Origin of the sequence: Allobosea sp. (genome assembly GCF_035999205.1) — a bacterium.
Lineage (GTDB): Bacteria > Pseudomonadota > Alphaproteobacteria > Rhizobiales > Beijerinckiaceae > Allobosea.
On sequence record NZ_DASYHA010000019.1, the window covers coordinates 272,717 to 297,163 of the forward strand.

At 66.9% G+C, this 24,447-nt stretch carries 23 protein-coding genes; 18 read left to right on the top strand and 5 right to left on the bottom strand.

Annotation, left to right across the window (positions count from 1 at the left end; translation table 11 throughout):
* Window positions 1–2: 2 nt before the first annotated feature.
* Window positions 3–1,886, bottom strand: a complete 1,884-nt coding sequence (locus VGN82_RS09415) for an ABC transporter ATP-binding protein (RefSeq protein WP_327526742.1) — start codon at window positions 1,884–1,886, stop codon at window positions 3–5.
* A gap of 360 nt (window positions 1,887–2,246) precedes the next feature.
* Here VGN82_RS09415 and VGN82_RS09420 point away from each other — a divergent pair, with 360 nt between their 5' ends.
* Genes VGN82_RS09420 through VGN82_RS09430 form a run of 3 tightly spaced genes read left to right on the top strand, consistent with a single transcriptional unit; the run spans window position 2,247 to window position 7,367 of the window.
* Window positions 2,247–4,982, top strand: a complete 2,736-nt coding sequence (locus VGN82_RS09420; protein ID WP_327526743.1) for an ABC transporter ATP-binding protein/permease — start codon at window positions 2,247–2,249, stop codon at window positions 4,980–4,982.
* The gene (locus VGN82_RS09425; RefSeq protein ID WP_327526744.1) at window positions 4,979–5,428 is read left to right on the top strand and encodes a cyclic nucleotide-binding domain-containing protein; all 450 of its coding nucleotides are present in this window, start codon (window positions 4,979–4,981) and stop codon (window positions 5,426–5,428) included. The genes VGN82_RS09420 and VGN82_RS09425 overlap by 4 nt, the downstream gene beginning before the upstream one ends.
* A gap of 4 nt (window positions 5,429–5,432) precedes the next feature.
* Window positions 5,433–7,367: an adenylate/guanylate cyclase domain-containing protein gene (locus tag VGN82_RS09430; RefSeq protein ID WP_327526745.1), complete on the top strand. Its 1,935-nt coding sequence runs from the start codon at window positions 5,433–5,435 to the stop codon at window positions 7,365–7,367.
* A 31-nt stretch (window positions 7,368–7,398) separates the two neighbouring features.
* Here the strand turns inward: VGN82_RS09430 and VGN82_RS09435 are convergent, their stop codons facing one another.
* Window positions 7,399–7,992 carry a hypothetical protein gene (locus tag VGN82_RS09435; RefSeq protein ID WP_327526746.1) on the bottom strand — a complete coding sequence of 198 codons (594 nt, stop codon included), beginning with the start codon at window positions 7,990–7,992 and terminating at the stop codon, window positions 7,399–7,401.
* A gap of 38 nt (window positions 7,993–8,030) precedes the next feature.
* Here VGN82_RS09435 and VGN82_RS09440 point away from each other — a divergent pair, with 38 nt between their 5' ends.
* The 8 genes from VGN82_RS09440 (at window position 8,031) to VGN82_RS09475 (ending at window position 15,990) form a co-directional block, all read left to right on the top strand.
* Window positions 8,031–8,693 (top strand): class I SAM-dependent methyltransferase, encoded by a 663-nt coding sequence (locus VGN82_RS09440; RefSeq protein ID WP_327526747.1) that lies wholly within the window; start codon window positions 8,031–8,033, stop codon window positions 8,691–8,693.
* Window positions 8,690–9,931, top strand: coding sequence for a glycosyltransferase (locus tag VGN82_RS09445; protein WP_327526749.1), 1,242 nt, complete (start codon window positions 8,690–8,692; stop codon window positions 9,929–9,931). The genes VGN82_RS09440 and VGN82_RS09445 overlap by 4 nt, the downstream gene beginning before the upstream one ends.
* Window positions 9,928–11,097 (top strand): glycosyltransferase family protein, encoded by a 1,170-nt coding sequence (locus VGN82_RS09450; protein WP_327526750.1) that lies wholly within the window; start codon window positions 9,928–9,930, stop codon window positions 11,095–11,097. The genes VGN82_RS09445 and VGN82_RS09450 overlap by 4 nt, the downstream gene beginning before the upstream one ends.
* Window positions 11,098–11,286: 189 nt before the next feature.
* Window positions 11,287–12,270 (top strand): cobaltochelatase subunit CobS, encoded by a 984-nt coding sequence (cobS, locus tag VGN82_RS09455; protein WP_327526751.1) that lies wholly within the window; start codon window positions 11,287–11,289, stop codon window positions 12,268–12,270.
* Between the two features lie 28 nt (window positions 12,271–12,298).
* A complete protein-coding gene (locus VGN82_RS09460; protein WP_327526752.1) occupies window positions 12,299–12,649 on the top strand; it encodes a GFA family protein in 351 nt (116 codons plus the stop codon).
* Window positions 12,650–12,657: 8 nt separating this feature from the next.
* On the top strand, window positions 12,658–13,074 hold the full coding sequence (locus VGN82_RS09465; RefSeq protein WP_327526753.1) for a GNAT family N-acetyltransferase: 417 nt from the start codon (window positions 12,658–12,660) through the stop codon (window positions 13,072–13,074).
* Complete coding sequence (gene cobT / locus VGN82_RS09470; RefSeq protein WP_327526754.1) at window positions 13,071–14,972, top strand: cobaltochelatase subunit CobT; 1,902 nt, start codon at window positions 13,071–13,073, stop codon at window positions 14,970–14,972. The genes VGN82_RS09465 and cobT overlap by 4 nt, the downstream gene beginning before the upstream one ends.
* Before the next feature lie 16 nt (window positions 14,973–14,988).
* Entirely contained in the window at window positions 14,989–15,990 is a 1,002-nt protein-coding gene (locus VGN82_RS09475) for an esterase-like activity of phytase family protein (RefSeq protein ID WP_327526755.1), read from the top strand.
* 68 nt (window positions 15,991–16,058) lie between these two features.
* Here VGN82_RS09475 and rpmB read toward each other — a convergent pair whose 3' ends face one another.
* Window positions 16,059–16,346, bottom strand: coding sequence for a 50S ribosomal protein L28 (gene rpmB, locus VGN82_RS09480; protein WP_327526756.1), 288 nt, complete (start codon window positions 16,344–16,346; stop codon window positions 16,059–16,061).
* A 295-nt stretch (window positions 16,347–16,641) separates the two neighbouring features.
* Here rpmB and VGN82_RS09485 point away from each other — a divergent pair, with 295 nt between their 5' ends.
* On the top strand, window positions 16,642–17,463 hold the full coding sequence (locus VGN82_RS09485; RefSeq protein ID WP_327526757.1) for a DUF3108 domain-containing protein: 822 nt from the start codon (window positions 16,642–16,644) through the stop codon (window positions 17,461–17,463).
* Between the two features lie 15 nt (window positions 17,464–17,478).
* Here VGN82_RS09485 and VGN82_RS09490 read toward each other — a convergent pair whose 3' ends face one another.
* Together VGN82_RS09490 and VGN82_RS09495 are read right to left on the bottom strand one after the other, a co-directional pair.
* Complete coding sequence (locus tag VGN82_RS09490; protein ID WP_327526758.1) at window positions 17,479–17,808, bottom strand: SMR family transporter; 330 nt, start codon at window positions 17,806–17,808, stop codon at window positions 17,479–17,481.
* Window positions 17,805–18,989 (bottom strand): pyridoxal phosphate-dependent aminotransferase, encoded by a 1,185-nt coding sequence (locus tag VGN82_RS09495; protein ID WP_327526759.1) that lies wholly within the window; start codon window positions 18,987–18,989, stop codon window positions 17,805–17,807. The genes VGN82_RS09490 and VGN82_RS09495 overlap by 4 nt, the downstream gene beginning before the upstream one ends.
* A gap of 272 nt (window positions 18,990–19,261) precedes the next feature.
* Between VGN82_RS09495 and VGN82_RS09500 the strand changes: the two genes are divergently transcribed.
* The 6 genes from VGN82_RS09500 to VGN82_RS09525 all read left to right on the top strand — a co-directional run bounded on the left by VGN82_RS09500 (window position 19,262) and on the right by VGN82_RS09525 (window position 24,441).
* Entirely contained in the window at window positions 19,262–21,100 is a 1,839-nt protein-coding gene (locus VGN82_RS09500) for an IlvD/Edd family dehydratase (protein WP_327526760.1), read from the top strand.
* Between the two features lie 270 nt (window positions 21,101–21,370).
* Window positions 21,371–22,210 carry an isocitrate lyase/PEP mutase family protein gene (locus VGN82_RS09505; protein ID WP_327526761.1) on the top strand — a complete coding sequence of 280 codons (840 nt, stop codon included), beginning with the start codon at window positions 21,371–21,373 and terminating at the stop codon, window positions 22,208–22,210.
* Window positions 22,207–22,533 (top strand): hypothetical protein, encoded by a 327-nt coding sequence (locus tag VGN82_RS09510; protein WP_327526762.1) that lies wholly within the window; start codon window positions 22,207–22,209, stop codon window positions 22,531–22,533. Before VGN82_RS09505 ends, VGN82_RS09510 begins: the two co-directional genes overlap by 4 nt.
* Window positions 22,530–23,225, top strand: coding sequence for a GNAT family N-acetyltransferase (locus tag VGN82_RS09515; RefSeq protein ID WP_327526763.1), 696 nt, complete (start codon window positions 22,530–22,532; stop codon window positions 23,223–23,225). The genes VGN82_RS09510 and VGN82_RS09515 overlap by 4 nt, the downstream gene beginning before the upstream one ends.
* 1 nt (window position 23,226) lies before the next feature.
* Entirely contained in the window at window positions 23,227–23,682 is a 456-nt protein-coding gene (locus VGN82_RS09520; protein ID WP_327526764.1) for a GNAT family N-acetyltransferase, read from the top strand.
* A gap of 12 nt (window positions 23,683–23,694) precedes the next feature.
* A complete protein-coding gene (locus tag VGN82_RS09525) occupies window positions 23,695–24,441 on the top strand; it encodes an SDR family oxidoreductase (RefSeq protein ID WP_327526765.1) in 747 nt (248 codons plus the stop codon).
* Window positions 24,442–24,447: the final 6 nt, after the last annotated feature.

Here is a 24,447-nt window from a genome sequence, read left to right on the forward strand (position 1 = left end):
CATCAGGCCATCTCCCGAACATCGGCATTCGGGCGGGCCAGGACGAAATGCCCGTCGCCGAGCGCGAGGTGGGTGAGCGCCTCGCCATCGCGATCGCGCCTGAAGGCAGGCGCCCAATGCGTGGCGTCGGAGGCCCCGCCCGGCGCGGCGAGCTTGAAGTCGAGCTTGCGGTCGAGATCGGCGTAGGGCACCGAGCGCAGCAGCGCCCGGGTATAGGGATGGACCGGCCGCGAGAACAGGGCATGGCGCGGCGCAATCTCGACGATGCGGCCATTGGCCATCACCGCGATGCGGTCGGCCATGTAGTTCACCACGGCGAGATTGTGCGAGATGAACAGGAAGGTCAGGCCGCGTTCGGCCTGAAGATCCTTGAGCAGGTTGAGGATCTGCGCCTGGACCGAGACGTCGAGCGCCGAGACGGGTTCGTCGCAGATGATCAGGTCCGGATCGAGCGCGAGCGCCCGGGCGATGCCGATGCGCTGGCGCTGGCCGCCCGAGAAGGAATGCGGATAGCGATTGAGGAAGCGCGGGTCGAGCCCGACATCCTCCATCAGCGTCTTCACCCGCGCGGTCTGGTCGTTGCCGCTGCCCTTGTCGTGGATCGCCAGTGGCTCGCGCAGGATGTTCATCACGGTCATGCGCGGCGAGAGCGAGGAGACCGGGTCCTGGAAGATCATCTGGACGCGGGGCCTGAAGGCGCGCAGATCCTCGCCCTCGAGGCCGAGCACGTCGATTTCGCGATGGCCGTCATCGAAAACGATGGTCCCGGTGTCGGGGGTGACGGCGCGCATCACGATCTTGCTGACGGTGGTCTTGCCGCAGCCGCTTTCGCCGACGAGGCCGAGGCACTCGCCGCGCTGGATGTCGAAGCTGACATCGTCGACTGCAAGCACCGTATGCTGCGTGCCTTTGCCGAAGAAGCTGCGCGAGCCGGTCGTGTAGGTCTTGCGCAGGCCGCGCACGCTGAGCAGCGGGCTGGCCTCGCCCTGGCGCGGTGCGGGTGGGGCGGCGCGCGGCGCGGCCGGCGGGCGCGGCCTCGCTTCGCGCAGGGCGACCAGACGCTCGCCCTCCTCCATGTCGAAATGCGGCGAGGCCTTGAGCAGGGCCTTGAGATAGGGGTGGCGGGGGCGGCGGAAGATGTCCTCGACCGGGCCGCTCTCCATGATCTCGCCGTGGTAGATCACCACGACCTCGTCGGCCATGTTGGCGACGACGCCGAGATCATGGGTGATGAGCAGGATCGCCATGCCGATCTCGGACTGGAGATCACGCATCAGGTCGAGCACCTGGGCCTGGATGGTGACGTCGAGCGCGGTGGTCGGCTCGTCGGCGATCAGCAGGGCCGGCTGGCAGATCAGCGCCATGGCGAGCATGGCGCGCTGGCGCAATCCGCCCGAAAGCTCGAAGGAGTAGAGCCCGAAGGCACGGGTGGGGTCCTTGAAGCCGACGCGGCCGAGCATCGCCTCGATCAGGGGGCGGGCCTCGGCCTTCGGCATCGGCCGGTGCAGCAGCAGCGCTTCCTCGATCTGGTTGCCGATGGTGTGGACCGGCGAGAGCGAGGACATCGGCTCCTGAAAGATCATGCCGATGCGGCCGCCGCGTAGCGCGCGGATTTCCTTGCCCTCGGCCGGCAGGCCGGCGATGTCGATCGACGTATCCGGCGCCAGCGGGTCGCGGAAGAGGATTTCGCCGCCGGTGATCGCGCCGGCGCGCGGCAGGAGCCCCATGATCGCCTGCGAGATCACCGATTTGCCGGAGCCCGATTCACCGACAAGCGCAACCGTCTTGCCGGCGGGGACACGCAGGCTCACGCCCTTCACGACATCGCGAGCAAGCCCGTGAACCGTGAAGCCGATACGCAAATCGCTGATCCGCAGAATATCCATCAGCCGCTTTCGCCGGGACGCCTCTTCTTCCCGTCACAAGATCACAACCTCACTAGACGCGGAAAGTGCCATCTTGCCAACGGTCTTTGAGCAGCTGCGTCACTTCGGCGGGGATTACCGGGCGAGGATGACGGGTGCGCAACGGTCGGCTCAGCGGATTTCACACTGCCGGACGCAGTCCGGCAGGCCGCTCCGTCATGCGGTCGGGCGCGACTTCGCGGTGGCGCCAACGTCGGACGGCTGCATTCTGACCCTCAGCCGGCATCAGCCTCCATTGCGCTCTGCGCGCAGCTGACACACATATGTCGCAGCAGGTCGAGAGACGGGCGCGCGGCCTGGCGCGCCGGACAGGATTGCCGTTTGGAGACCAACCTCTTCCGATATGTCTGGGAGAAGAGCCGCGGCGAACAGATCATCGTCCTGCTGATCATTCTCGCCTCGATCCCTTTCACCTGGGCGTCCTTCGACGTGCCGAAGCGGATCGTCAACGACGCCATCCAGGGCGGCGCGTTCAGAGACGGCCGGACGAGCGCCACGCTGCTCGAATTCACGCTGAGCCTGCCATCGTTCCTCGGGGGCGCCAGTTTCAAGCTGTTCGAGGGCTTTCAGGTCGGCCAGCTTGGCCTACTGCTTGGCCTGAGCGGCTATTTCCTGTTCCTGGTCCTGGTCAACGGCGCCTTCAAATACGTCATCAATGTCCGCAAGGGCATTCTCGGCGAGCGCATGCTGAGGCGTATGCGCTACGACCTGTTCAGCCAGCTCATGCGCTTCCGTCCGGAGGACATCCGGGCGGTCAAGCCGGCGGAGGTCGCCAGCATGATCAAGGACGAGGTCGAGCCGATCGGCGGCTTCGTCGGCGACGCCTTCATCCAGCCCGTGTTCCTGTTGACGCAGGCGCTGACCGCACTGACCTTCATCATGGCGCAGAGCGTCTGGCTCGGCTCGATCGCGCTGCTGATCGTCCTTGCGCAGGCGATCATCATCCCGATCCTGCGGCGGGAGCAGCTGCGGCTGGGTCGCGAGCGCCAGATCGCGTCGCGCCAGCTCGCCGGCCGTATCGGCGAGATCGTCGATGCGGGGCCGACCATCCAGGGCCATGGCGCGACGACCTATGTGCAGTCCGACATCGCCGGGCGGTTGGGTCGGCTCTTCGACATCCGCTACGCGCTCTACAAGCGCAAATTCGCGGTCAAGTTCCTGAACAATCTGCTTGCCCAGATCACGCCGTTCTTTTTCTACGCGATCGGTGGGTTCTTTGCCCTGCAGGGCCGGCTCGACATCGGTCAGCTCGTCGCCGTCATCGCCGCCTATCGCGACCTGCCGCCGCCGATCAAGGAACTGATCGACTGGGACCAGCAGCGCAACGACGTGACGATCAAATACGAGCAGGTAATCGCGCAGTTCAACGCTGAAGAGACGGTGCAGCTCGACGAGGCGGATGGCGTGACCCGCCTGCCCGAAACCGGCGAGATCCGGCTCGAGAGCGTGCAGATGCTGGACAACCGCGGCCAGCCACTGCTGACGCCGCTCTCGGCCCGAATCCCGCGCCCCGGTACTGTCGCGGTGATCGGCCCCCAGGGCGGAGCGGCCGAGGTGCTCGGCCGCATCCTGGGGCGACAGGCGATGAGCTATTCGGGACGCGTCGTCATCGACGGGGTGCCACTGTCGCGGATGTCGGTCGAACGGGCGAGCCATCTGATCGGCTATGCCGGCCACGAGACCGAGATCATCGCCGGCACGATCCGCGACAACATCCTGCTGCCGTTGAAGCGCAACCGCCCGAGCCTCAAACCGACCGGCAAGGTCACGCCGGACGAACATCGCCGCTTCGTCGAGGCGATCCGCTCCGGAAACACGCCATTGCCGTTCGAGGCCGACTGGACCGACTATGACGGTGCCGGCGTCGCCGACAACGCAGCGCTTGCGGCCCGCGTCAGGGCCGTGCTGGACGTGCTCGGCTGCGCCGAGGACGTCTATGAGCTCGGCCTCGACGGGAAGGTGACCGCGACGCTGCGGCCCGAGGCGAAGGCGCAGATCGTCGATGCGCGCTGGGCGGTGGCGGAAGAGCTCGCCCGGAGCAAGTTGGCCGGGCTGATCACGCCCTTCGATCCCACAAGCTACAACGATAATGCCTCGATCGCCGAGAACCTGATCTTCGGTGCTCGCATAGGTCCGCGTTTCGCCAATGAGACGCTCCTGTTCGAGCCTTACGCCCACGCGATCCTCAAAGCGGAATCGCTGATCGAGCCACTGGTCGAAGTTGGTTCGCGTATCGCCGCGACAGTCGTCGAGATCTTCGCGGGCCTGCCGCAGGGCCATGCCCTGTTCGAGCGCTATTCCTTCGGTTCCGGGCTCGAATTCGATCGACTCGCCGAGCTGACGACACTCCTCGCGAAGCACGACATGCGCACGCCGCTCGACGCCATGGCGGAGCGGGATCTCGTCGCGCTGGCGCTGGGCTATATCGAACCCAAGCACAGGCTCAACCTGCTCGACGAGCGCCTGCGCCGGCGCATCCTGCGTGCCCGTGAGAGCTTCAAGGCGCATCTTCCGGCGGATGCCGCCGAAGACGTGCATTTCTACGATCCCGACAAGGTCATGCTCGGGGCCAGCCTGCGGGACAACCTGATGTTCGGGCGCATCGGCCATGGCGTCCCCGATGCCGGCAGGAAGGTGGCGATGGTCGTTCGCAAGGCGCTGGCGCGGGCGGGCCTCGACGGCGACCTCTACCGGATCGGGCTCGACACCGATTGCGGCATAAGGGGGCGCTTCCTGCCGACCAGGCTCAAGCTTGCCGTGCCGCTCGCGCAGGCGCTGATCAAGGCGCCGCAGGTCGCGGTGCTGGATATCGGCGCCTTCCTCGCGACGTCGGCCGAGCCTGACAGGATTCTCGCGCGGCTGCGCGAACATTGCTCGGGCATGACCCTGTTCCTTCTCGTCGGGGATGCTAGTCTTGTCGATGGCATTCCGCTGCGGATCGTCTTCAGCGGCCCGTCCGGGGCGATTGAAAGCGAGAGCGGCGAGCATGCCGACGACTCCGCTGTTGCTCCCTCCCGACGGCGCAACGGCGTCGAGCGGATGGAGGCACGATCATGACACTCGAAGCGGATATTGCCTCCCTGGGCCGGCTTCCCCTGTTCCGGTCCCTGCCGCCGCCGCGGCTCAAGCTCGTCGCCTTGATGGCCGAGAAGCTGCACTTCGCCGCCGGCGAGAGGATCATCGACGAGGGCGACAAGCCCGAGGGGGTCTATGTGGTCCTGCAGGGCGAGGTCGAGATCTCGCATGAGGACCCCGAGCACCGTGGCCCGCGGCTGCCGCTCGCTCCCGGCAGCCTGATCGGCGACGTGCCGCTCTTGTGCGGGCAGAGCTTTGTCGGGGCGGTCACCGCCAAGAGTGCGGTCAGCGCGCTGCGCCTGCCGAAGGATCTGTTCTTCGAATTGCTCGAGACGATCCCGGATTTCAGCCTGGCGTTGTCGCGCGATCTGGCCTCGCGACTGTACCGCCTGGCGGACTTCACGCTCCATGGGGAGAAGGTGCATTGACGGCATGAGCCTGCAGCAGACAGCCGGACGGCGGCACAACGGCATGGGCGCTGGCATGGGGCAGGTTTCGTCGTGGAGCCGGGACGTCCGCTTCGCGTCGGGCATGGTGCTGCTGTTCTTCGCGACGACGCATTTCCTCAACCATGCGACCGGGATCGCGGGCGTCGAGGTCATGGAGCAGGTGCAGGAGTGGCGCTACTGGCTGTGGCATTCCTGGATCGGCACGGTCGCGCTCTACGGCGCGCTGATCGTGCATCCGCTCTTCGCGCTCCTGCGCGTCGCGCAGCGCCGTACCTTCAAGATGCCGGCGCGTGAGATGCTGCAGATCGCCCTGGGTCTGGCGATCCCGCTCTTCCTGGTCGATCACATCGTCGGGACGCGGGTGATGGGGAGCTTCTTCCATCTCGACGAGAGCTACCACGCCGTGCTGCGCCGCCTCTGGCCAGGTCATGCCGCGACGCAGTCGCTGCTGCTGCTGCTGGTCTGGGTCCATGGCATCATCGGCCTCCACTTCACTCTGCGCTCGCGCGACGGCTATCAGCGTTGGCGCGATCCCTTCCTGCTCGCGGCGATCCTGATTCCTGTCCTGGCGCTGATCGGCTTTGCGGTCGCTGGACGCGAGGCTGCCCGGATGACGATGGCGCCGGAGGTTGCGAGCGACGCGCAGATCGTCATGTTCAACCAGCATGTCACCTGGGCGAAGGGGGTGTTCTACGGCCTCGTCGGCTGCTTCGTCGGTTTCGTTGGCATCCGCGAGATCCGCGTCCGGACGACCAGGCAGATCACGGTGCGTTTCGTCGGCCATGGCGTGCGCAAGCTCGCACCTGGGCCGACCGTGCTCGAGATGTTCCGGCGCTTCGGCATTCCCCATGCGGCGCTCTGTGGCGGCCGGGCGCGCTGCGCCACCTGCCGGGTTCTGGTGCTGGACGGAGGCGACGCGCTTGCGCCGCCGGGCGCGAATGAGGCCAGGCTGCTGCGCCGGATCGCCGCGCCCGAGCGTGTCCGTCTCGCCTGCCAGATCAGGCCGCGCGACGACGTGCAGGTCCAGATCCTCCTGGCCTCGCGGCTCAAGGCGACGACGCCGGGTGAGCTCGAACCGGATGCGAGCATCGGCAAGCGCGGCCTGACGGTGGTCGTGGCCGATTTGCGGGCGTTCTCCGCCCTCTCCGAGCGGCAGTTGCCGCAGGAGCTGATCGGCCTGCTGAACCGCTTCTTCGACGAGATGTCGCAGGCCATCACCGCCCATGGCGGGCGCATCGACGCGTTCTATGGCGACGGATTCATGGCGGTGTTCGGGTTGGAGGGCTCGACCGCCAAGGGGGCGCAGGCGGCGATCGCCGCTGCCGGCGACATCGTGCGCGCGGTCGAGGCGCTCAATCGCGAATTCGGTGCGGCGCTGCCGTTGCCGCTGCGCATCGGCATCGGCATCCATAGCGGCGAGGCGATCACCGGCGCCGTCGAGAATGACAGCATGGGCCGGCGCGAGATCACCGTCGGCGAGACGGTGGCGGTCGCCGCGCAGCTCGAACTGGCGACGCGCCGGGTGCTGGCCGACATCCTCGTGTCGGAGGAGACGATCCGGATCAGCGCGCGCCGATATCGCGGCACGACGGCGCTGAAGATCACGATGCGGGGGCGGGAGAAGCCGCTCAGCGCGCTCGGCTTCGCCAGCGCGCCGGAGCTCGCCGACACCGAGGAGGAGAGCGATGCCGCACCGGCCATCCTCGATGCCACGGTGGATGCCGGTGCGAGCGCGGTGCATGCCGACGAGAGCGGCGATCTCGCGATCGCGGCCCGGCCGGTCGAGGCCGGGGCGCAGGAGGAGGAGGCGCCTGCGCGCGACGAGCTTGCCGCACCGCCTCCGGCGCAGCCCAGGAGGGCGTCGCGCAAGAGGGTGGCGGCCAGCAAGCCGGCAGCCCCCGACGGGGATGAGCCCTAGAGTTCGCGCCGATCGGATCCGGGTCCAAGGCTCAGGTCGGGCCGAATACGAGGAAGCGCCTGCGGTCGAAGCCGGCGGCGCGCATGGCGTCGTCGTTGATCGTCAGGCCCAGGTCGATGATCGGCGGGGCCATGCGTGCAGCCGTCAACGCGCCTATCTGGCCCTGCGCCCGTTCCAGGCTGAGCGCATAGTCGATCACCAGCACATCGGCGTCGGCTGCGAGCGCGAGCAGTTCGGGCGGTGTCGCCCCGTGCGCCCCGAACGGCTTGAGCGACAGCCCAAGCATGATGAGGGCGTACGGGCCGGCCGGGGCAATTTCGATCTCCTGCAGCTTGGCGGCGTGATGGCGCAAACGGCAGGGCGTGCCGTTCAGTGACATGCCGGAGAATTCCGGGATCTTGGGATCGATCACCGTCACGCTTTCGGGGCGGTGGGTCAGGAAGCCCGTGATCGGCAGGCCGGCGCCACCGATCTCGACGATATGCGCGCAATGCCGCACGGCATGGGCAGCGAGAACCTGCCGCATGGCGGCCGGAGGGCTGGCTAGATGGGGCAGCACGATGCCGGACGATGGCGCGGCGAGATTGCTGGTCTTGACTGGTGTGCTTGCGTATGGTCCCGCCACTTTCATCCCGCTTTTCGAATTCGCCACCCCGACACGGCATGACACGCGACACGCCTCCCGACGCCTTCTATGACATTCTGCGCGGGGTCGCAGCCCTCACCGGCAACGGCGTGGTGGCGGATCTCGCACGACTTGTCGCCGACGAGATGCCGCCGGACCTCTGGGTGGCCTTCAATCACAAGCAGATCGGTTCGAAGCGCTGGCTGATCGATGCCCTTGCCGAGGCGATGCCGCGGCTCGATGGGCCGGTCTGGGTGCTGGGGGCGTGGTATGGCGTGCTCGGCGCGATGCTGCTCGCCGATGAACGGCTGGCGATCCCGGCGGTGGTCAGTGTCGATCTCGACCCAGGCTGCGCACCCGTGGCCGAGCGGCTCAATCGCCGCCATCTCGCCGCCGGTCGTTTCCGCACGCTGACTGCCGACATGATGACGCTCGACTTCTCAGGGCAGGAGCCCGCGCCGGGTCTCGTCATCAACACCAGCTGCGAACATCTCGACGATGTGCCGGGCTGGCTCGCGACCCTGCCGCCCGGCCTGCCGCTGCTGCTGCAGTCGAACGACTATGTTCGCGAGCCCGATCATCGCAGCTGCGTCGCATCGCTCGAGGCCTTCCAGGCGCAGGCCGGGCTGTCGGAGACGCTGTTCGCGGGCGCGCGGCCGACGAAGAACTACACCCGCTTCATGCTGATCGGTCGGCGATGAAGTCTCCTCGCATCGCGATCGCGATGAAGGGCTATCCGCGCCTGTCGGAGACCTTCATCGCTCAGGAGCTGCTCGGCCTGCAGCAGCGCGATTTGCCCTTCGCGATCTGGTCGTTGCGCCGGCCGACCGATGTCGCCCGGCATCTGATGCACAACCAGATCACGGCGCCGGTCTGCTACCTGCCGGAGTATCTGCACGAGGAGCCGGGGCGGGTTCTGCGCGGCGTCGCGCGAGCGCTGGCTCTCCCGGGCTTCGCGCGGTTGCTGCCGACGTTCCTGCGGGATCTCGCGCGCGACCGGACGCGCAACCGCCTGCGCCGCTTTGGCCAGGCCTGCGTGATGGCGCGCGAGCTGCCGGCTGAGATCACCCATCTGCATGTGCACTACCTGCACACGCCGGCTTCGGTGATCGCCTATGCGGCGCTCTTGCGGGGCCTGAGCTGGTCGTTCTCGGCCCACGCCAAGGACATCTGGACGACGCCGGATTGGGAGAAGCGTGAGAAGATCGCATCCGCCGACTGGGGCGTGACATGCACGCAGGACGGCCACCGGGAGCTCCAGCGGCTCGCGGACCGAACCGACAAGGTCGATCTTGTCTATCACGGGCTTGATCTCGCGCGCTTTCCGGCGCCGCCGGCCCGTCCGCCGCGCGATGGTACCGATGCGGCCGACCCGGTGCGCTTCGTCACCATCGGCCGTGCGGTCGAGAAGAAGGGATTCGACGATCTGCTGGCGGCGCTGGCGACATTGCCGGCCGGCCTGCATTGGCGCCTGACCCATATCGGCGGCGGCGAGAAGCTCAAGACGCTGCAGGCGCAGGCGCAGAGCCTGGCCCTCGCCGAGCGCGTCACCTGGGCGGGGCCGCGGGCGCAGGGCGAGGTCATCGCCGCGCTGCGCGAGGCCGATCTCTTCGTGCTGCCCTCGCGGCAGGCCGGGGACGGCGATCGTGATGGGCTGCCCAATGTCGTGATGGAAGCGGCGAGCCAGGCCTTGCCGATTGTTGCCACCGACTTCGCGGGCATTCCCGAATTCGTTCGCCAGAGTGTCGAGGGGCTGCTCGTCCAGCCGGGCGATGTCGAGGGGCTGGCGCGGGCGCTGGCCGAACTCGCCGCCGCACCGGAACGGCGGGCGATGCTGGGCCGGGCCGCGCATGAGCGGCTGACGGGAGCCTTCTCGGCGGCTGCCGGGCTCGACAAGGTCGCCACCCTGCTGCGCGCCTCCGCCGGGCTCTCGCCGTGAGCGCGACAGGCACGGGCGGGCGCGTCCTGATCGCGGTCACGCATCTGCTTGGCAGCGGGCATCTGGTGCGGGCGGCCCATCTCGCCCGAGCGCTGGCGGAGAACGGCTTTTCGGTGACGCTGGCGAGTGGCGGCATGCCGTTGCGGCCTATGGCCGGCGAGCCCTTCACCTTCGTGCAACTGCCGCCGGTCAAGGTCGAGGGCGTCGATTTTCGCAATCTGCTCGACGAGGGCGGCCGGCCAGTCGATGCCTCGCGGTTGGCGGACCGACAGGCGTCACTGGCAGGGCTCGCGACGTCGCTGAGGCCGGATCTGGTCATCACCGAGCATTTCCCGTTCGGGCGGCGGCAACTGGCCGGTGAGTTCCTGGGCCTGATCGCGGCAGCGAAAGCTGCCAGCCCGAACGCGCTGGTGCTGTCCTCGGTGCGCGATGTGCTGGTGACGCCGCGCCCGGACCGTATCGCCGAGGCGGAAAGGCGGCTGGCCGAGCAGTTCGACGGCATTCTGGTCCATGGCGACCGGACCTTCCTGCCGCTGGATCTATCCTGGCCGGTGTCGCGGGAACTGGCCGGCAAGCTGCATTACACGGGCTATCTGGCGCCGCCGCCGCTGCGAATGGAGCGTGGCAATGACGGAGAGGGCGAGATCGTCGTTTCCGGCGGCGGTTCGGCAGCGGCGCTGCCGCTCTTCCGGCTCTGCATCGAGGCTGCGCGCCTTTCCACTTCCTCACGGTCCTGGCGGATACTCGTCGGCCGGGGTGTCGCCGAGGCCGATTTCGACGGCCTGCGGCAATCGGCCTCGCCCAACGTCACTGTCGAGCGCGTGCGTCCCGATTTTCCTGCCCTGCTCGCCCGCTGCGCGCTGTCGATCAGCCAGGCCGGCTACAACACCGTCCTCGATCTCGTCGCCGCCGGTCGTCCGGCCATCGTCGTGCCCTTCGACGAGGGCGGGGAAACCGAGCAGGCAGTCAGGGCCGAGGCGATGCAGCGGGCGGGGCTGGCGCGCTGCCTGCGGCTATCGGAAGGCGGCGCTGCTGGCGCCGTCCGGTTTGCCGAGGCCGTCGAGGCTGCGCTGGAGGACGGGGCCCCAACGGCGTCGGCGATCGAGCGCAATGGGGCCGCCAAGGTCGCCGGCATCGTGGTGGGTTTGCTGGCGGAGCGCAGCTAGGGCTTGCTGCCGTCCGTGGATGCCGCAGGCGCTTTCCCGGCATGCCTCTTGCGAAAGCCCGACCCGGCGCTTTGCGAATTGCCGCTGCAAGGCTTTCCCTCTAATTAGGGAAGCATTGCCTCCCTCCTCGGTCGGCGTCGGGACAACCGGTCACTTGCCGGTCATGCTCCCACGCCCGGAGACTTGACGATGACAACGACGAATGCCGCCGGCCTGCCCGACATGAAGCTGTCGGTGCGCCAGACCTTCGGGATCGATTCGGACCTCGAAGTGCCGGCCTATTCCAAGACCGAGGCGCATGTGCCCGACCTCGACCCGGATTACCGTTTCGATCACGACACCACGATCGCGATCCTGGCCGGCTTCGCGCATAATCGCCGCGTGATGATCTCGGGCTATCACGGCACCGGCAAGTCGACCCATATCGAGCAGGTCGCGGCCCGCCTCAACTGGCCCTGCGTTCGCGTCAACCTCGACAGCCACGTCTCGCGCCTCGACCTCGTCGGCAAGGATGCGATCGTGCTGAAGGAAGGCAAGCAGGTCACCGAGTTCCAGGACGGCATCCTGCCCTGGGCGCTGCAGAACAACATCGCGCTGGTCTTCGACGAGTACGATGCCGGCCGCCCGGACGTGATGTTCGTGATCCAGCGCGTGCTGGAGCAGTCCGGCAAGCTGACGCTGCTCGACCAGAAGCGCGTCATCCGCCCGCACGCCGCCTTCCGCCTGTTCGCTACGGCCAACACGGTCGGCCTCGGCGATACGTCCGGCCTCTATCACGGCACGCAGCAGATCAACCAGGGCCAGATGGACCGCTGGTCGATCGTGACCACGCTGAATTACCTGCCGCATGACAACGAGGTCGCGATCGTGCTGGCGAAGTCCAAGCACTTCCAGGGCACGCCGGAGGGCAAGGGCGTCATCGACAAGATGGTCCGCGTCGCGGATCTCACGCGCAATGCCTTCATGAACGGCGATCTCTCGACCGTGATGAGCCCGCGCACGGTCATCACCTGGGCCGAGAATGCCGCGATCTTCGGCGATGTCGGCTTCGCATTCCGCGTGACCTTCCTGAACAAGTGCGACGAGATGGAGCGCACGCTGGTGGCCGAGTTCTTCCAGCGTTCCTTCGGCAAGGAACTGCCGGAGAGCGCGGCGAATGTCGTGCTGAGCTGACGGAGGCGGGCGCAGGCCCGGTACGAGGATGGCCCGGTATGAGGGAAGCTGCCATTGCGGGCGCGTCGCCTACGAGGTCGAGGTCGACCTCGCGGAGACGATCACCTGCAACTGCTCCTGGTGCCAGAGGCGTGGTTCGATCCTGGCCTTCACCAAGGCCTCGAATCTCGATCTGAAGTCGGGAGAGACGGCGCTGACCGAGTATCGCTTCAACAAGCGGACCATCCAGCACCTGTTCTGCGAGACCTGCGGCGTCGAGCCCTTCGCGCGCGCCGGTCTGCCGGACGGCACGCCGATGGTCGCCGTCAATGTGCGCTGCCTGATCGGCGTCGAGCCGACCGAGCTGAACTCGACGATGTTTGACGGGCGTTCGCGCTAGGAGAGGCCATGGCCAGGATTCAGCGCGAGACGGACACCGCGGCGGCGAGGGAGGCCGTCGTCGGCGGCCTCAGTGCCTACAACGCGGCGATCGTCGGAGCTCGCAACAGCCAGCCTTTCGCACTGAGCCTGCGTGACGATGCCGATGTGATCGTGGGCGGCCTGATCGGGGAGCTCAAGTGGGAATGGCTCCACATCGATCTGCTCTGGATCGACGAGGCCCATCGCGGCAAAGGGCATGGCGAGGCGCTCGTCGACATGGCTGAGAAGGCCGCGCGCGACCACGGTGCGCGCGGCGTCTATCTGAGTACGATGAGCCTGCAGGCGCCGGATTTCTATCCGAAGCTGGGCTATCGGCAATGTGGCCTGATGGAGGATTATCCCGTGGCCGGCCATCGGATCCACCACTTCGCGAAGGCGCTATGAGCATCTCGAACCGCAAGCCCGGAACGACCAAGGAAGCGCCGGCGGAGCCGCTGAAGCGCGCCATTTCCTCGGCGATGAAGGCGATCGCGCGCAAGCCGGAGATGGAGATCGTCTTCGCGGCCGACAAGCCGTCTCTCGTCGGCGAGCGCGCCCGCCTGCCCGAGCCGCCGCGAAAGCTGACGCGCGAGGATGTCGCGGTGCTGCGCGGCCATGCCGATTCGATGGCGCTCAGGCTCGCTTGCCACGATGCCAGCGTGCATCGCCGCGCCGCGCCGGAAGGCGATGCGGCCCGTGCCGTCTTCGATGCGGTCGAGCAGGCGCGCGTCGAATGCGTCGGCGCGCGGCGCATGGCCGGCATGGCCGGCAACATCACCGCGATGCTCGAGGACCGCTATCATCGAGGCGGGCGCTATGAGGAGATCACCGACCGGGCCGACGCGCCGCTGGAGGATGCGCTCGCCCTGATGGTGCGCGAGCGGCTGACCGGCCTGAAGCCCCCGAAATCGGCTCAGAAGCTGGTCGATCTCTGGCGCGAGCAGATCGAGGAGAAGGCCGGCGCCGATCTCGACAGGCTGTCGAAGGCGGTCGAGGACCAGCGTGCCTTCGCCCGCACCGTGCGGGACATGCTGGCCTCGCTCGACATGGCCGAGCAGACCTCGCAGGGCGAGGATTCCGAGGAGGACGAGGACAATCAGGACCAGTCCTCCGACGAGCAGCAGCAGCAGGAGGGCGAGGCCGAGCAGGAAAGCGCCGGCGAGCGCTCCGAGGTCGAGGTCTCCGACGACGCCACCGAAGAGTTGCAGGAGGGGGCCAGCGAGGCCTCCGACGCGCCCTCGGGCGAATGGGATGACGAGGACGAGAATTCGGAGGCCGAGGAGGCCGGCGAAGCGCCGCGCCCGCGCGAGTCGAAGAGCGACGGCCGCCCGCAGACCGACTACAAACCCTATACGACCAAGTTCGACGAGACGATCACCGCCGAGGAGCTCTGCGACGCCGAGGAGCTGACGCGGCTGCGCGCCTATCTCGACAAGCAGCTCGCTCATCTGCAGGGCGTCGTCGCGAGACTTGCAAACCGGCTGCAGCGCCGCCTGATGGCGCAGCAGAACCGCTCCTGGCAGTTCGATCTGGAGGAGGGGGCACTCGACCCGGCGCGCCTGCCGCGCATCATCATCGACCCGTACCAGCCGCTCTCCTTCCGGCAGGAATCGGACGTCAATTTCCGCGATACGGTCGTGACGCTGCTGATCGACAATTCCGGCTCGATGCGCGGCCGGCCGATCACGGTCGCGGCGACCTGCGCCGACATCCTGGCCCGCACGCTGGAGCGCTGCGGCGTCAAGGTGGAGCTGCTCGGCTTCACGACGCGGGCCTGGAAGGGCGGATTGTCGCGCGAGGCCTGGCTGCAATCGGGCAAGCCGGCTAATCCGGGGCGCCTCAACGACCTGCGCCACATCATCTACAAGGCGGCGGACGCGCCGTGGCGGCGTGCGCGCAAGAATCTCGGGCTGATGATGCGCGAGGGCCTGCTCAAGGAGAATATCGACGGCGAGGCGCTGGATTGGGCGCATAAGCGCATCCTGGCCCGGCCGGAGCAGCGCAAGATCCTGATGGTGATCTCGGACGGGGCGCCGGTCGACGACTCGACGCTCTCGGTCAATGCCGGCAACTATCTCGAGCGCCATCTGCGCCACATCATCGCGGAGATCGAGACCCGCTCGCCGGTCGAGCTGATCGCCATCGGCATCGGCCATGACGTGACGCGCTACTACCGTCGCGCCGTCACGATCGTCGACGCCGAGGAACTCGGCGGCGTCATGACCGAGAAGCTCGCCGAACTCTTCGAGGAAGATGCGGCGCTCGGCGGCCGGTCTTCGCCCGGGTCGCGGCGTCTGCAGTGAGGGGCGGCCTGGCTCGATGCGCCTGACCCGCCGCGCGGCTCTGGCCGGCCTTGCCGCTACCGTCGCGACCTCCGCCTCGGCCGAAACGACGGAAAGCGGCCGTATACCGGTCGCCGTCACGGCCCGGCCGATCACCTCCTTCGAGCCGCGCAGCCCGGAGAAGAGGCTCTTCGGCAAACTGACTTTCCGAAGCGGGCTTGTGCTCAGCGGCAACCATTCGCGCTTCGGCGGGTTCTCCGGCCTGTGGCGCGGACCGAATGGCCATGACCTGGTCGCGGTCACGGATAACGGCTTCTGGCTGACTGTGAAGGTCGTATCTCGCAATGGTCGGCTTGCGGGGCTGGAGCGTGCAGAGCTCGCGCCCATCCTGGGGAGTTCAGGCCGTCCGCTGCACCGGTCGCGCTACTACGATACCGAAAGCCTCTGCATTGCCGACGGCGTGGCCTATCTCGGCGTCGAGCGGACGCATGACGTGCTGCGCTTCGACTGGGCGGCAGAGGGCGTCATGGCGCGGGCCCGGATCGTGCCGGTGCTGCGCGAGGTCAAGCGCCTGCCGAACAATCGCGGGCTGGAGGCGATCGGCGTCGTGCCCGCAAGCCAGCCGCTAGCGGGGTCGATCGTCGCGATCGCCGAGCGTTCCGGCGCCGATGACGAGCCGACGCTGGGTTTCATCCTGGGAGGCCGTCAGCCCGGACAGTTCAAGGTCATCAGGCATGACGGCTTCGACATCACCGACCTCGCCTTCCTCCCCGATGGCGACCTGTTGCTGCTGGAGCGCTGGTATCGTCCGCTCCGCGGTGTCGGCATGCGTATCCGCCGAATCGCGGGGGCCAGCCTGAAGCCGGGTGCGCTGCTGGACGGCCCCTATCTGATCGACGCCGACCTTGGTCAGGAAATCGACAATATGGAGGGGCTGTCCGTCCACCTTGAGGGCGGCAGAACCGTACTGAGCGTGATCTCGGACGATAACTTCTCGTTCCTGCAACGGACGGTGCTGCTGGAATTCGAACTGGGCTGAGCCCCAAGCCCGCAAAACGAAAAAAGCGGCCTTGCGGCCGCTTCATTCAATCGAGAGGGCTGGTCCGCTCAGGCGGTGGCCAGCTTCTTCTCGATGTCGCGCTTCAGGGCGAGCGCGCCGACCGACAGGTCACCGGCCGGAGCCTTGACCAGGAAGGCGTCGAGGCCGCCGCGATGATCGACCGTGCGGAGCGCATTGGCCGAGATCCGCAGGCGCACGGCGCGACCGAGCGCATCCGACTGCAGCGTGACGTTCACGAGGTTCGGACGGAAGACGGTCTTCGTCTTGCGGTTCGAGTGGCTGACGAGGTGGCCGGTCAGGGTGGCCTTCCCGGTCAGTTCGCAACGGCGCGCCATGGTATCGTTCCCTATATCCAACCGGCTGGCTCAAACAAAAATGCCGACACGCGACGTGCCGGACATGAGCACCGGAAGTCAAATTGAAGTCGCGGTTCCATAGCCAAGCCCGGCGGGCGCGTCAAGGAAAAGTCATGCGAACTTCGCTCTTATCGCCGATGTGATCCCGGGAGGGCAAGGCCGCCAGCTTTGGCGCTCGCCAAATCGGGCGAAAGAGGTCACGATTCGGACCGATTCGCAGTGCAGATCCTGATCTTGGCATGTCCCCAAGATCGCCAACACCCGGAGGAAGTGGATGAAGCCCGCCATCGCATCGTCCCTGGCCGGGTTCCTCGCGCTGGGAATCGCTGCTGCCAGCGTGCCTGCCTCGGCCGCCTCCCTCGATGCGCGCTACGACGTTTCCCTTCTCGGCCTGACACTCGGGACCGCCAGCCTCAGCGGCGGCATCGACGGGTCGAGCTACAAGCTCGATGTCGCCGCCAAGCTGACCGGGCTGATCGGCGGCTTCACCGGCGGGCGCGGCTCCGGCGCAGCCAGCGGCAGCCTCAACGGCGCGAAGCTGTCGCCAGCGAGCTTCGCGGTCAGTTCCGCCAGTTCCAGCGAAAGCCGCACGGTGCGGATGGCGCTCGACAGCAACAGCGTCGCCGCCGTCGAGATCGAGCCGCCGATCGAGGCCAAGCCCGATCGCGTGCCGCTGAATGACGGCCATCGGCGTGGCATCATCGATCCGCTCTCGGCCTTCCTGATGCCGGTGAACGGCAAGGGGCTGGCGAACGCCTGCAACCGCACCCTGCAGATTTTCGACGGTGCGGCGCGTTACGACATCAAGCTCAGCCATGCCGGTACGCGCGAGGTGAAGCTCGAGGGCTATAGCGGCCCGGTCGCGGTCTGCCAGGTACGCTATGTGCCGATCGCGGGTCATCGGGCGCTACGGCCGAGCACCAAGTTCATGATCGAGAACAAGGACATCAGCACCTGGCTCGCGCCGGTGGCGGGAACCAATGTGATGGTGCCGGTGCGCGTCTCGGTGAAGACGATGATCGGCACGGCCGTGCTCGAAGCCTCGAGCTTCAAGGTCGATCCGGGCGTGACGGCGAGCGCCAATAGGCGCGATTGAGCCCCTGCTCGCGCCCTAGTGAGCGCTGGACTTCGAGAACAGGTTGATGACCAGCACGCCGGCGACGATCAGCGCCATGCCGATGATCGCGGGGGCGTCGAGCTTCTGTCCGAAGAGCACGCGTGCGATGATGCTGATCAGCACGATCCCGACGCCGGACCAGATCGCATAGGCGACGCCGACGGGAATCGTCCGGAGCGACAGCGACAGGAACCAGAATGCGCTGACGAAAGCGGCGACCGTGACCAGCGAGGGCACGAGCCGCGTGAATTCGTTCGAGGCCTTCAGCGCCGAGGTGCCGATCACCTCGCTGATGATCGCGGCTGCGAGATAGAGATAGCTCACGCCGCCTTGGCGCCCGCCAGGAAGGTACCCATCCGCTCCAGCGCGCGCTCGATGTTCGGCAGCGAGTTGGCATAGGAGAGCCGGATATAGCCCTCGCCATGGACGCCGAAATCGGGGCCGCCGATCGTTGCGACACCGGTCTCCTCCAGCAGCGCCGAGGCCAGCTTCTTGGCCTTCCAGCCGGTCTGCGAGACGTTCGGGAAGGCGTAGAAGGCGCCCTTGGGCACGATGCAGGAGATCCCGGGCAAGGCGTTCAGCCCCTTCACCACCGCCTTCCGGCGCCGGTCGAACTCGGCCAGCATCATGGCCACCGCATCCTGCGGCCCGGTCAGGGCGGCGAGGCCGGCCCATTGCGCCGGGGCATTGACGCAGGAATGCGAGTTCACCGCGAGCTTGCGGGCGTTGTCGTAGAGCGGCTTCGGCCAGACCGACCAGCCCATGCGCCAGCCCGTCATGGCATAGGTCTTCGACCAGCCGTTGAGCAGGATCAGCCGGTCGCGGATCTCCGGATAGGAGAGCAGGCAGACATGCTCCTCGCCGTCATAGAGCATCTGGTCGTAGATCTCGTCGGACATGATCGCCACGTCGGGGAAATTCGCCAGCCCGGCGACGAGCTTGTCGACCTCGGCCTTGGGCGTGACGCCGCCGGTCGGATTCGCAGGCGAGTTGATGATCAGCAGCCGCGTCTTCGGCGTGATCAGCGACAGCGTTTCCTCGGCCGAGAAGGCGAAGCCGTTCTCCTCGCGGATCGGCACCGGGATCGGCGTCGCGCCGGTGTATTCGATCATCGAGCGATAGATCGGGAAGCCGGGGTCGGGATAGAGGATCTCCGCGCCGGGCTCGCCGAACATCAGGATCGCCATGAACATGGTGACCTTGCCGCCTGGCACGATCATCACGCTCTCTGGCGAGACCTCGACATTGAAGCGCCGGTGCAGATCGGCCGAGACGGCCTCGCGTAGCGGCAGGATGCCATTGGCGGGGGTGTAGCCGTGATGGCCATCGCGCAACGCCTTCACCGCCGCCTCGACGATATGGTCCGGTGTCGGGAAGTCGGGCTGGCCGATGCCGAGATTGATGATGTCCTTGCCCTGGCGCTGCAGCTCGGTGGCGCGCGCCAGCACGGCGAAGGCATTCTCTTCGCCGATACGGGCGAAGGACGGGACGACATGGAGCGGCATGGCGGCGTTTCCCTGGGCGTGGTCGTTTCGATCGAGGCCCGGTCAGGCGGGCTCTTGCTCTTGTCTTGGCTCCAAAAGGCGCGTGCATGCAAGCCCGCTTGCCGGGGCGCCTGCGATGCCACGTCACGGCCGGTCTGCAGAAATAGTATGACTATCTCGCTTTTGCATCTTGCTCCGGCAGGGACGATCGGCATGATGGCGTGATTACAATCGTTTGAAGAAAGACCGGCAAGCGGCCGTCAGCGCCGCGTCCGCGCGAGAGGAAAACGAGGATGGCCAAGGCTCCCACTGGCAAGGCACCCGCAGGCAAGAAGCCGGTCCGGAAGATCAAGCCCGAGCAGCTGCGCTCGAAGGCTTGGTTCGACAATCCCGCCAATGCCGACATGACCGCGCTCTACATCGAGCGCACGATGAATTTCGGCCTCTCGCGCGAGGAGCTGCAGTCGGGCCGTCCGATCATCGGCATCGCCCAGACGGGCTCCGACATCGCGCCCTGCAACCGCCATCACATCGAGCTCGCGCCGCGCATCCGCGACGGTATCCGCGAGATGGGCGGCGTGCCCTTCGAGTTCCCGATCCATCCGATCCAGGAGACCTGCAAGCGGCCGACCGCCTCGCTCGACCGCAACCTGCAATATCTCTCTCTCGTCGAGATCCTTTACGGCTATCCGCTCGACGGCGTCGTGCTGACTACGGGCTGCGACAAGACCACTCCGGCCCAGATCATGGCTGCGGCCACCGTCGATATTCCGGCGATCGCGCTGCCGGGCGGTCCGATGCTGAATGGCGACTTCCGCGGCGAGCGTACGGGCTCAGGCACGATCGTCTGGAAGGCGCGCCAAATGATGGCGGCCGGTGAGATCGACTATCGCGGCTTCGTGGACCTCGTCGCCTCCTCGGCGCCCTCGGCCGGCCACTGCAACACCATGGGCACGGCCTCGACGATGAACGCGCTGGCCGAGGCGATGGGCATGACCCTGCCAGGCGCGGCGGCGATCCCGGCGCCGTATCGCGATCGCTACGAGATGGCCTACCTCACCGGCAAGCGCATCGTCGAGATGGTCTGGGAGAACCTGATCCCGTCCAAGATCCTGACGCGTGAGGCCTTCGAGAACACCATCGTCATCAACTCGGCGATCGGCGGCTCGACGAACGCGCCGATCCACGTCAACGCCATCGCCAAGCATATCGGTGTTCCGCTCGACAACGAGGACTGGACGAAGATCGGCTACGACACGCCGCTGCTGGTCAATATGCAGCCGGCCGGCGAATATCTCGGTGAGGACTATTACCGCGCCGGCGGCCTGCCCGCCGTGATCGCGGAGCTGCTCGAGAAGGGCAAGCTCAAGCCGGCGATCACCGCCAATGGCCGCACCCATGAGGAGAACTGCAAGGGCTTCTTCGCGGTCAACCGCAACGTCATCAAGAGCTATGACGAGCCGATGAAGAAGGAGGCGGGGTTCCTCAACCTCTCCGGCAACCTGTTCGACTCGGCGATCATGAAGACCAGCGTGATCACGCCGGAGTTCCGCAAGCGCTATCTGGAGAACCCGAAGGACCCGATGGCCTTCGAGGGCCGCGCCATCGTCTTCGACGGGCCGGAGGACTACCACCATCGCATCGATGATCCGGCGCTCGCCATCGACGAGCATTGCATCCTGTTCATCCGTGGCGTTGGCCCGATCGGCTATCCCGGCGCGGCAGAGGTGGTGAACATGCGGCCGCCGGATTACCTGATCAAGAAGGGCGTCACGGCGCTGGCCTGCGTCGGCGATGGGCGCCAGTCCGGCACCTCGGGCTCGCCCTCGATCCTCAACGCCTCGCCGGAAGCGGCGACCGGCGGCGGGCTCGCCTTGCTCAAGACCGGCGACAAGGTTCGCATCGACCTGAAGAAGCGCACCGCCGACATCATGATCTCGGATGCGGAACTGGCTGAGCGCAAGGCTGCGTTCAAGGCGGGCGGCGGCTACAAGTACCCGAAGAGCCAGACGCCCTGGCAGGAGATCCAGCGCAAGATCGTCGGCGAGCTCTCCGAGGGCATGGTCCTCAAGCCCGCAGTCAAGTACCAGAAGATCCACAAGAAGTTCGGTATTCCGCGCGACAACCACTGAGCTCTCAAGGGATTCTCTCGAACCTCAACCGTCATCCCGGGCTTGTCCCGGGATCCATCGTAGAACGCAGTTCTGGATAGGATTGACCCTGCGATGGATCCCGGAGCTCCGCTTCGCTTCGTCCGGGATGACGGCGCGGATGTTGCGATCGGCGGCATGCCACAGGCGCAATGGCGCCGCCCTCGCGGTGCGCGCTGGCGGGGCTGACAAAGTCGCGCAAGGCGGACAGTATGGCGCCTCGCCGCTCCGGTTCATTTGAAACGATTTAGAATGAGCTATTCCCCTCAGGTCGATGCCTTTCGACGGTTGCACGAGGCCGGTTGCTTCGTGATGCCGAACCCGTGGGATGTCGGCTCGGCCCGCTGGTTGCGCGGGCAGGGCTTCAAGGCGCTGGCCTCGACCAGCGCGGGCTTCGCCTTCACGCAAGGCCGCGCCGACCAGGACGTGCCGCGAGACATGATGCTGGCGCACCTGGCCGAATTGGTGAAGTCGGTGCCCGACCTGCCGGTCAATGCCGATTTCGAGAACGGCTATGCCGATACGCCGGACGGCGTCGGCGCCAATGTGAAGCTTTGCGTTGCGACCGGCGTCGCCGGCCTCTCGATCGAGGATGCGACGGGGCGTGGCGAGGAGCCGCTTTACGAGTTCGATCTCGCTGTCGCACGGGTGCGCGCGGCGCGCAGGGCGATCGACGAGACCGGTTCCGGCGTCCTGCTGACGGCGCGTGCCGAGTGCTTTCTGACCAATCATCCGGATGCGCTGCATGAATCGGCGCGGCGCATCGCTGCCTATGCGGAGGCGGGCGCCGACGTGCTCTATGCGCCCGGCCCGAAGACGCCCGAGCAGATCGCGACCATCGTCGCGGCCGCCGGGGGAAAGCCGGTCAACGCGCTCGTCTATGGCGATTTCGGCCTCACGGTGTCCGACATTGCCGCTCTCGGCGTGCGCCGGATTTCGATCGGCGGGGCGCTGGCGCGGGCCGCATGGGCCGCCTTCATCGAGGCGACGCGTCTGATCTCGGAGGAGGGCTCCTTCCGGGGCTTTGCCGGCAATGGCGCGTCCTCATCGCTGAACCCGTTCTTCACTGAAGATGTGAAGGCGCGCTCGTGAGTGGAACGCTGCTGATTGCGCCGGCCTGGCTCGGCCTGAGCGGGCTGTGGGCGCTCGACGCCAAGGGGCGTCGCAAACCCGTCGATGCCGAAGATATCGGACTGTCCGAGGATCTGGCCGACCGGCTCGAAGTCTGGATGGATGCGTTCGACGCGATCTACGAAGAAGACAACGAGGCGCGCTCGCGCTTTCCGAGCGAAGCGGAACAGCTCGCCTGGGAAGCCGAAGGGGCTGTGATCGCCAGTGCAGTTGCGTTGGAACTGGGCCCGGACTGGACGGTCTCGACCGACCTGACCAGCTGGAGGGAGATGACGAAGCCATGACCGAGACGAACGCTCCCGATCGACTGGCCGGAGGCTGGACGCCGCCGCCGTTCCCGCCGGCCAAGGTGCTGGAAGGCCGCTATTGCCGGCTGGAGCCGCTCGATGTCGCTCGCCATCTCGACGACATCTGGACGGCCAATGGCGGCCAGGTGCAGGTCTGGGACTGGCTGCCCGCCGAGCCGCCAAAGGATAGGGAAGCCTATGGCGCCTTGCTCGCCTCGATGGCCGCCCAGGCCGGGATCGTGCCGCTCGCCGTCGTCGACAAGGCCGATGGCAAGGCCAAGGGGCATCTCTGGATCATGGAGATCCGGCCGGCCCATGGTGTCTTCGAGGTGGGCTGGATTACCTATTCGCCGAGCCTGCAGAAGACCCGGGTTGCGACGGAGGCGATCCATCTCGTCGGCGACTACGGCTTCTCGCTCGGCTACCGCCGCTACGAATGGAAATGCAACAACCTCAACGAGCCTTCCAAGCGCGCAGCTCTGCGCTTCGGCTTCCAGTACGAGGGGCTCTTCCGCCAGCACATGGTGGTCAAGGGCAAGAACCGCGACACGGCCTGGTTCTCGATCCTCGATTCGGAATGGCCGGTCTGCTCGGCGGCCTTCGGCGCTTGGCTCGCGCCCGAGAATTTCGACGGGAAGGGCCTCCAGAAGCAGTCTCTCGTCGCCATTCGCGATCAGGCCGCGGGCTGAGATGGCGCTGCGTCGCGCCACGACCGAGGACATCCCGGCGATCGTCGCGCTGACGGAGGCCGCCTACCTGCCGAATGAGGCCATCATCGGCGTCCCGTCCTTGCCCCGCATCGCCGATTATGGGGCGGTGCTGGCGGCGCACGAGGTCTGGCTGGACGAAAGCGAGCAGGGGCTCGACGGTGTACTCGTACTCGAGGACAAGCCCGGAACCTTCACGATCTGGAGCATCGCAGTCGCGCCGCAGGCCATGGGGCGCAAGCTCGGCGCGCGCCTGATGCAGTTCGCGGAGGAGCGTGCGCGGCAGTTGGGCCACGACGCCATCCATCTCTATACTCATGCTGGGCTGACGGAGCGCATCGGCTGGTACGAGCGTCTCGGCTTCATCATCACGCATCATGAGGATCTGGCCGACCGGCGGCTCACTCATATGCGCAAGACTTTCTCAAGAGCCGGCTAAAAGGAACACAGGATGGCAGGACGTTTGAAGGGCAAGGTCGCGGTCGTCACGGCGGCGGGCCAGGGTATCGGCCGGGCGATCGCGGAAGCCTTCGTCGCCGAGGGCGCGACGGTCTGGGCGACCGACAAGGACGTCGCCCTGCTGGAAGGCATTCCGAAGGCGAAGAAGCGCAAGCTCGACGTGCTCTCGAGCAAGGCCGTCGAGAACTTCGCCGAAAAGGTCGGCACGATCGACATCCTCGTCAACGCGGCCGGCTTCGTCCATCACGGCACGGCGCTCGACACCGATGACAAGGCCTGGGATTTCTCCTTCGACCTCAACGTCACCTCGATGCATCGCACGATCAAGGCGTTCCTGCCGGGCATGCTTGCCAAGGGCGCGGGCTCGATCGTCAACATCGCCTCCGGCGCCGGTTCGGTGCGCGGCATCCCGAACCGCTATGCCTATGGCACGACCAAGGCGGCAGTGATCGGGCTGACCAAGGCGGTCGCGGCGGACTTCATCAAGAAGGGCATCCGCGCGAATGCGATCTGCCCGGGCACGATCCAGTCGCCTTCGCTCGACCAGCGCATCAAGGATCTCGCCGCGGCGACGAAGACCACGGAAGCCGCCGCGCGGCAGGCCTTCATCGACCGCCAGCCGATGGGGCGCCTTGGCACGGCGGAGGAGATCGCCTGGCTCGCGGTCTACCTCGCCTCCGACGAGGCGAGCTACACCACCGGCCAGATCCATCTCGCGGATGGCGGCTTCGCTCTCTGAGCGCCA

Excerpts from the sequence above, each read along its gene's own strand:
- VGN82_RS09415 (WP_327526742.1), bottom strand. The coding sequence starts at position 1,886 with ATGGATATTCTGCGGATCAGCGATTTGCGTATCGGCTTCACGGTTCAC.
- VGN82_RS09425 (WP_327526744.1), top strand. The coding sequence starts at position 4,979 with ATGACACTCGAAGCGGATATTGCCTCCCTGGGCCGGCTTCCCCTGTTC.
- VGN82_RS09430 (WP_327526745.1), top strand. The coding sequence starts at position 5,433 with ATGAGCCTGCAGCAGACAGCCGGACGGCGGCACAACGGCATGGGCGCT.
- VGN82_RS09440 (WP_327526747.1), top strand. The coding sequence starts at position 8,031 with ATGACACGCGACACGCCTCCCGACGCCTTCTATGACATTCTGCGCGGG.
- VGN82_RS09445 (WP_327526749.1), top strand. The coding sequence starts at position 8,690 with ATGAAGTCTCCTCGCATCGCGATCGCGATGAAGGGCTATCCGCGCCTG.
- cobS (WP_327526751.1), top strand. The coding sequence starts at position 11,287 with ATGACAACGACGAATGCCGCCGGCCTGCCCGACATGAAGCTGTCGGTG.
- VGN82_RS09460 (WP_327526752.1), top strand. The coding sequence starts at position 12,299 with ATGGCCCGGTATGAGGGAAGCTGCCATTGCGGGCGCGTCGCCTACGAG.
- VGN82_RS09465 (WP_327526753.1), top strand. The coding sequence starts at position 12,658 with ATGGCCAGGATTCAGCGCGAGACGGACACCGCGGCGGCGAGGGAGGCC.
- cobT (WP_327526754.1), top strand. The coding sequence starts at position 13,071 with ATGAGCATCTCGAACCGCAAGCCCGGAACGACCAAGGAAGCGCCGGCG.
- VGN82_RS09475 (WP_327526755.1), top strand. The coding sequence starts at position 14,989 with ATGCGCCTGACCCGCCGCGCGGCTCTGGCCGGCCTTGCCGCTACCGTC.
- rpmB (WP_327526756.1), bottom strand. The coding sequence starts at position 16,346 with ATGGCGCGCCGTTGCGAACTGACCGGGAAGGCCACCCTGACCGGCCAC.
- VGN82_RS09485 (WP_327526757.1), top strand. The coding sequence starts at position 16,642 with ATGAAGCCCGCCATCGCATCGTCCCTGGCCGGGTTCCTCGCGCTGGGA.
- VGN82_RS09495 (WP_327526759.1), bottom strand. The coding sequence starts at position 18,989 with ATGCCGCTCCATGTCGTCCCGTCCTTCGCCCGTATCGGCGAAGAGAAT.
- VGN82_RS09500 (WP_327526760.1), top strand. The coding sequence starts at position 19,262 with ATGGCCAAGGCTCCCACTGGCAAGGCACCCGCAGGCAAGAAGCCGGTC.
- VGN82_RS09505 (WP_327526761.1), top strand. The coding sequence starts at position 21,371 with ATGAGCTATTCCCCTCAGGTCGATGCCTTTCGACGGTTGCACGAGGCC.
- VGN82_RS09515 (WP_327526763.1), top strand. The coding sequence starts at position 22,530 with ATGACCGAGACGAACGCTCCCGATCGACTGGCCGGAGGCTGGACGCCG.
- VGN82_RS09520 (WP_327526764.1), top strand. The coding sequence starts at position 23,227 with ATGGCGCTGCGTCGCGCCACGACCGAGGACATCCCGGCGATCGTCGCG.
- VGN82_RS09525 (WP_327526765.1), top strand. The coding sequence starts at position 23,695 with ATGGCAGGACGTTTGAAGGGCAAGGTCGCGGTCGTCACGGCGGCGGGC.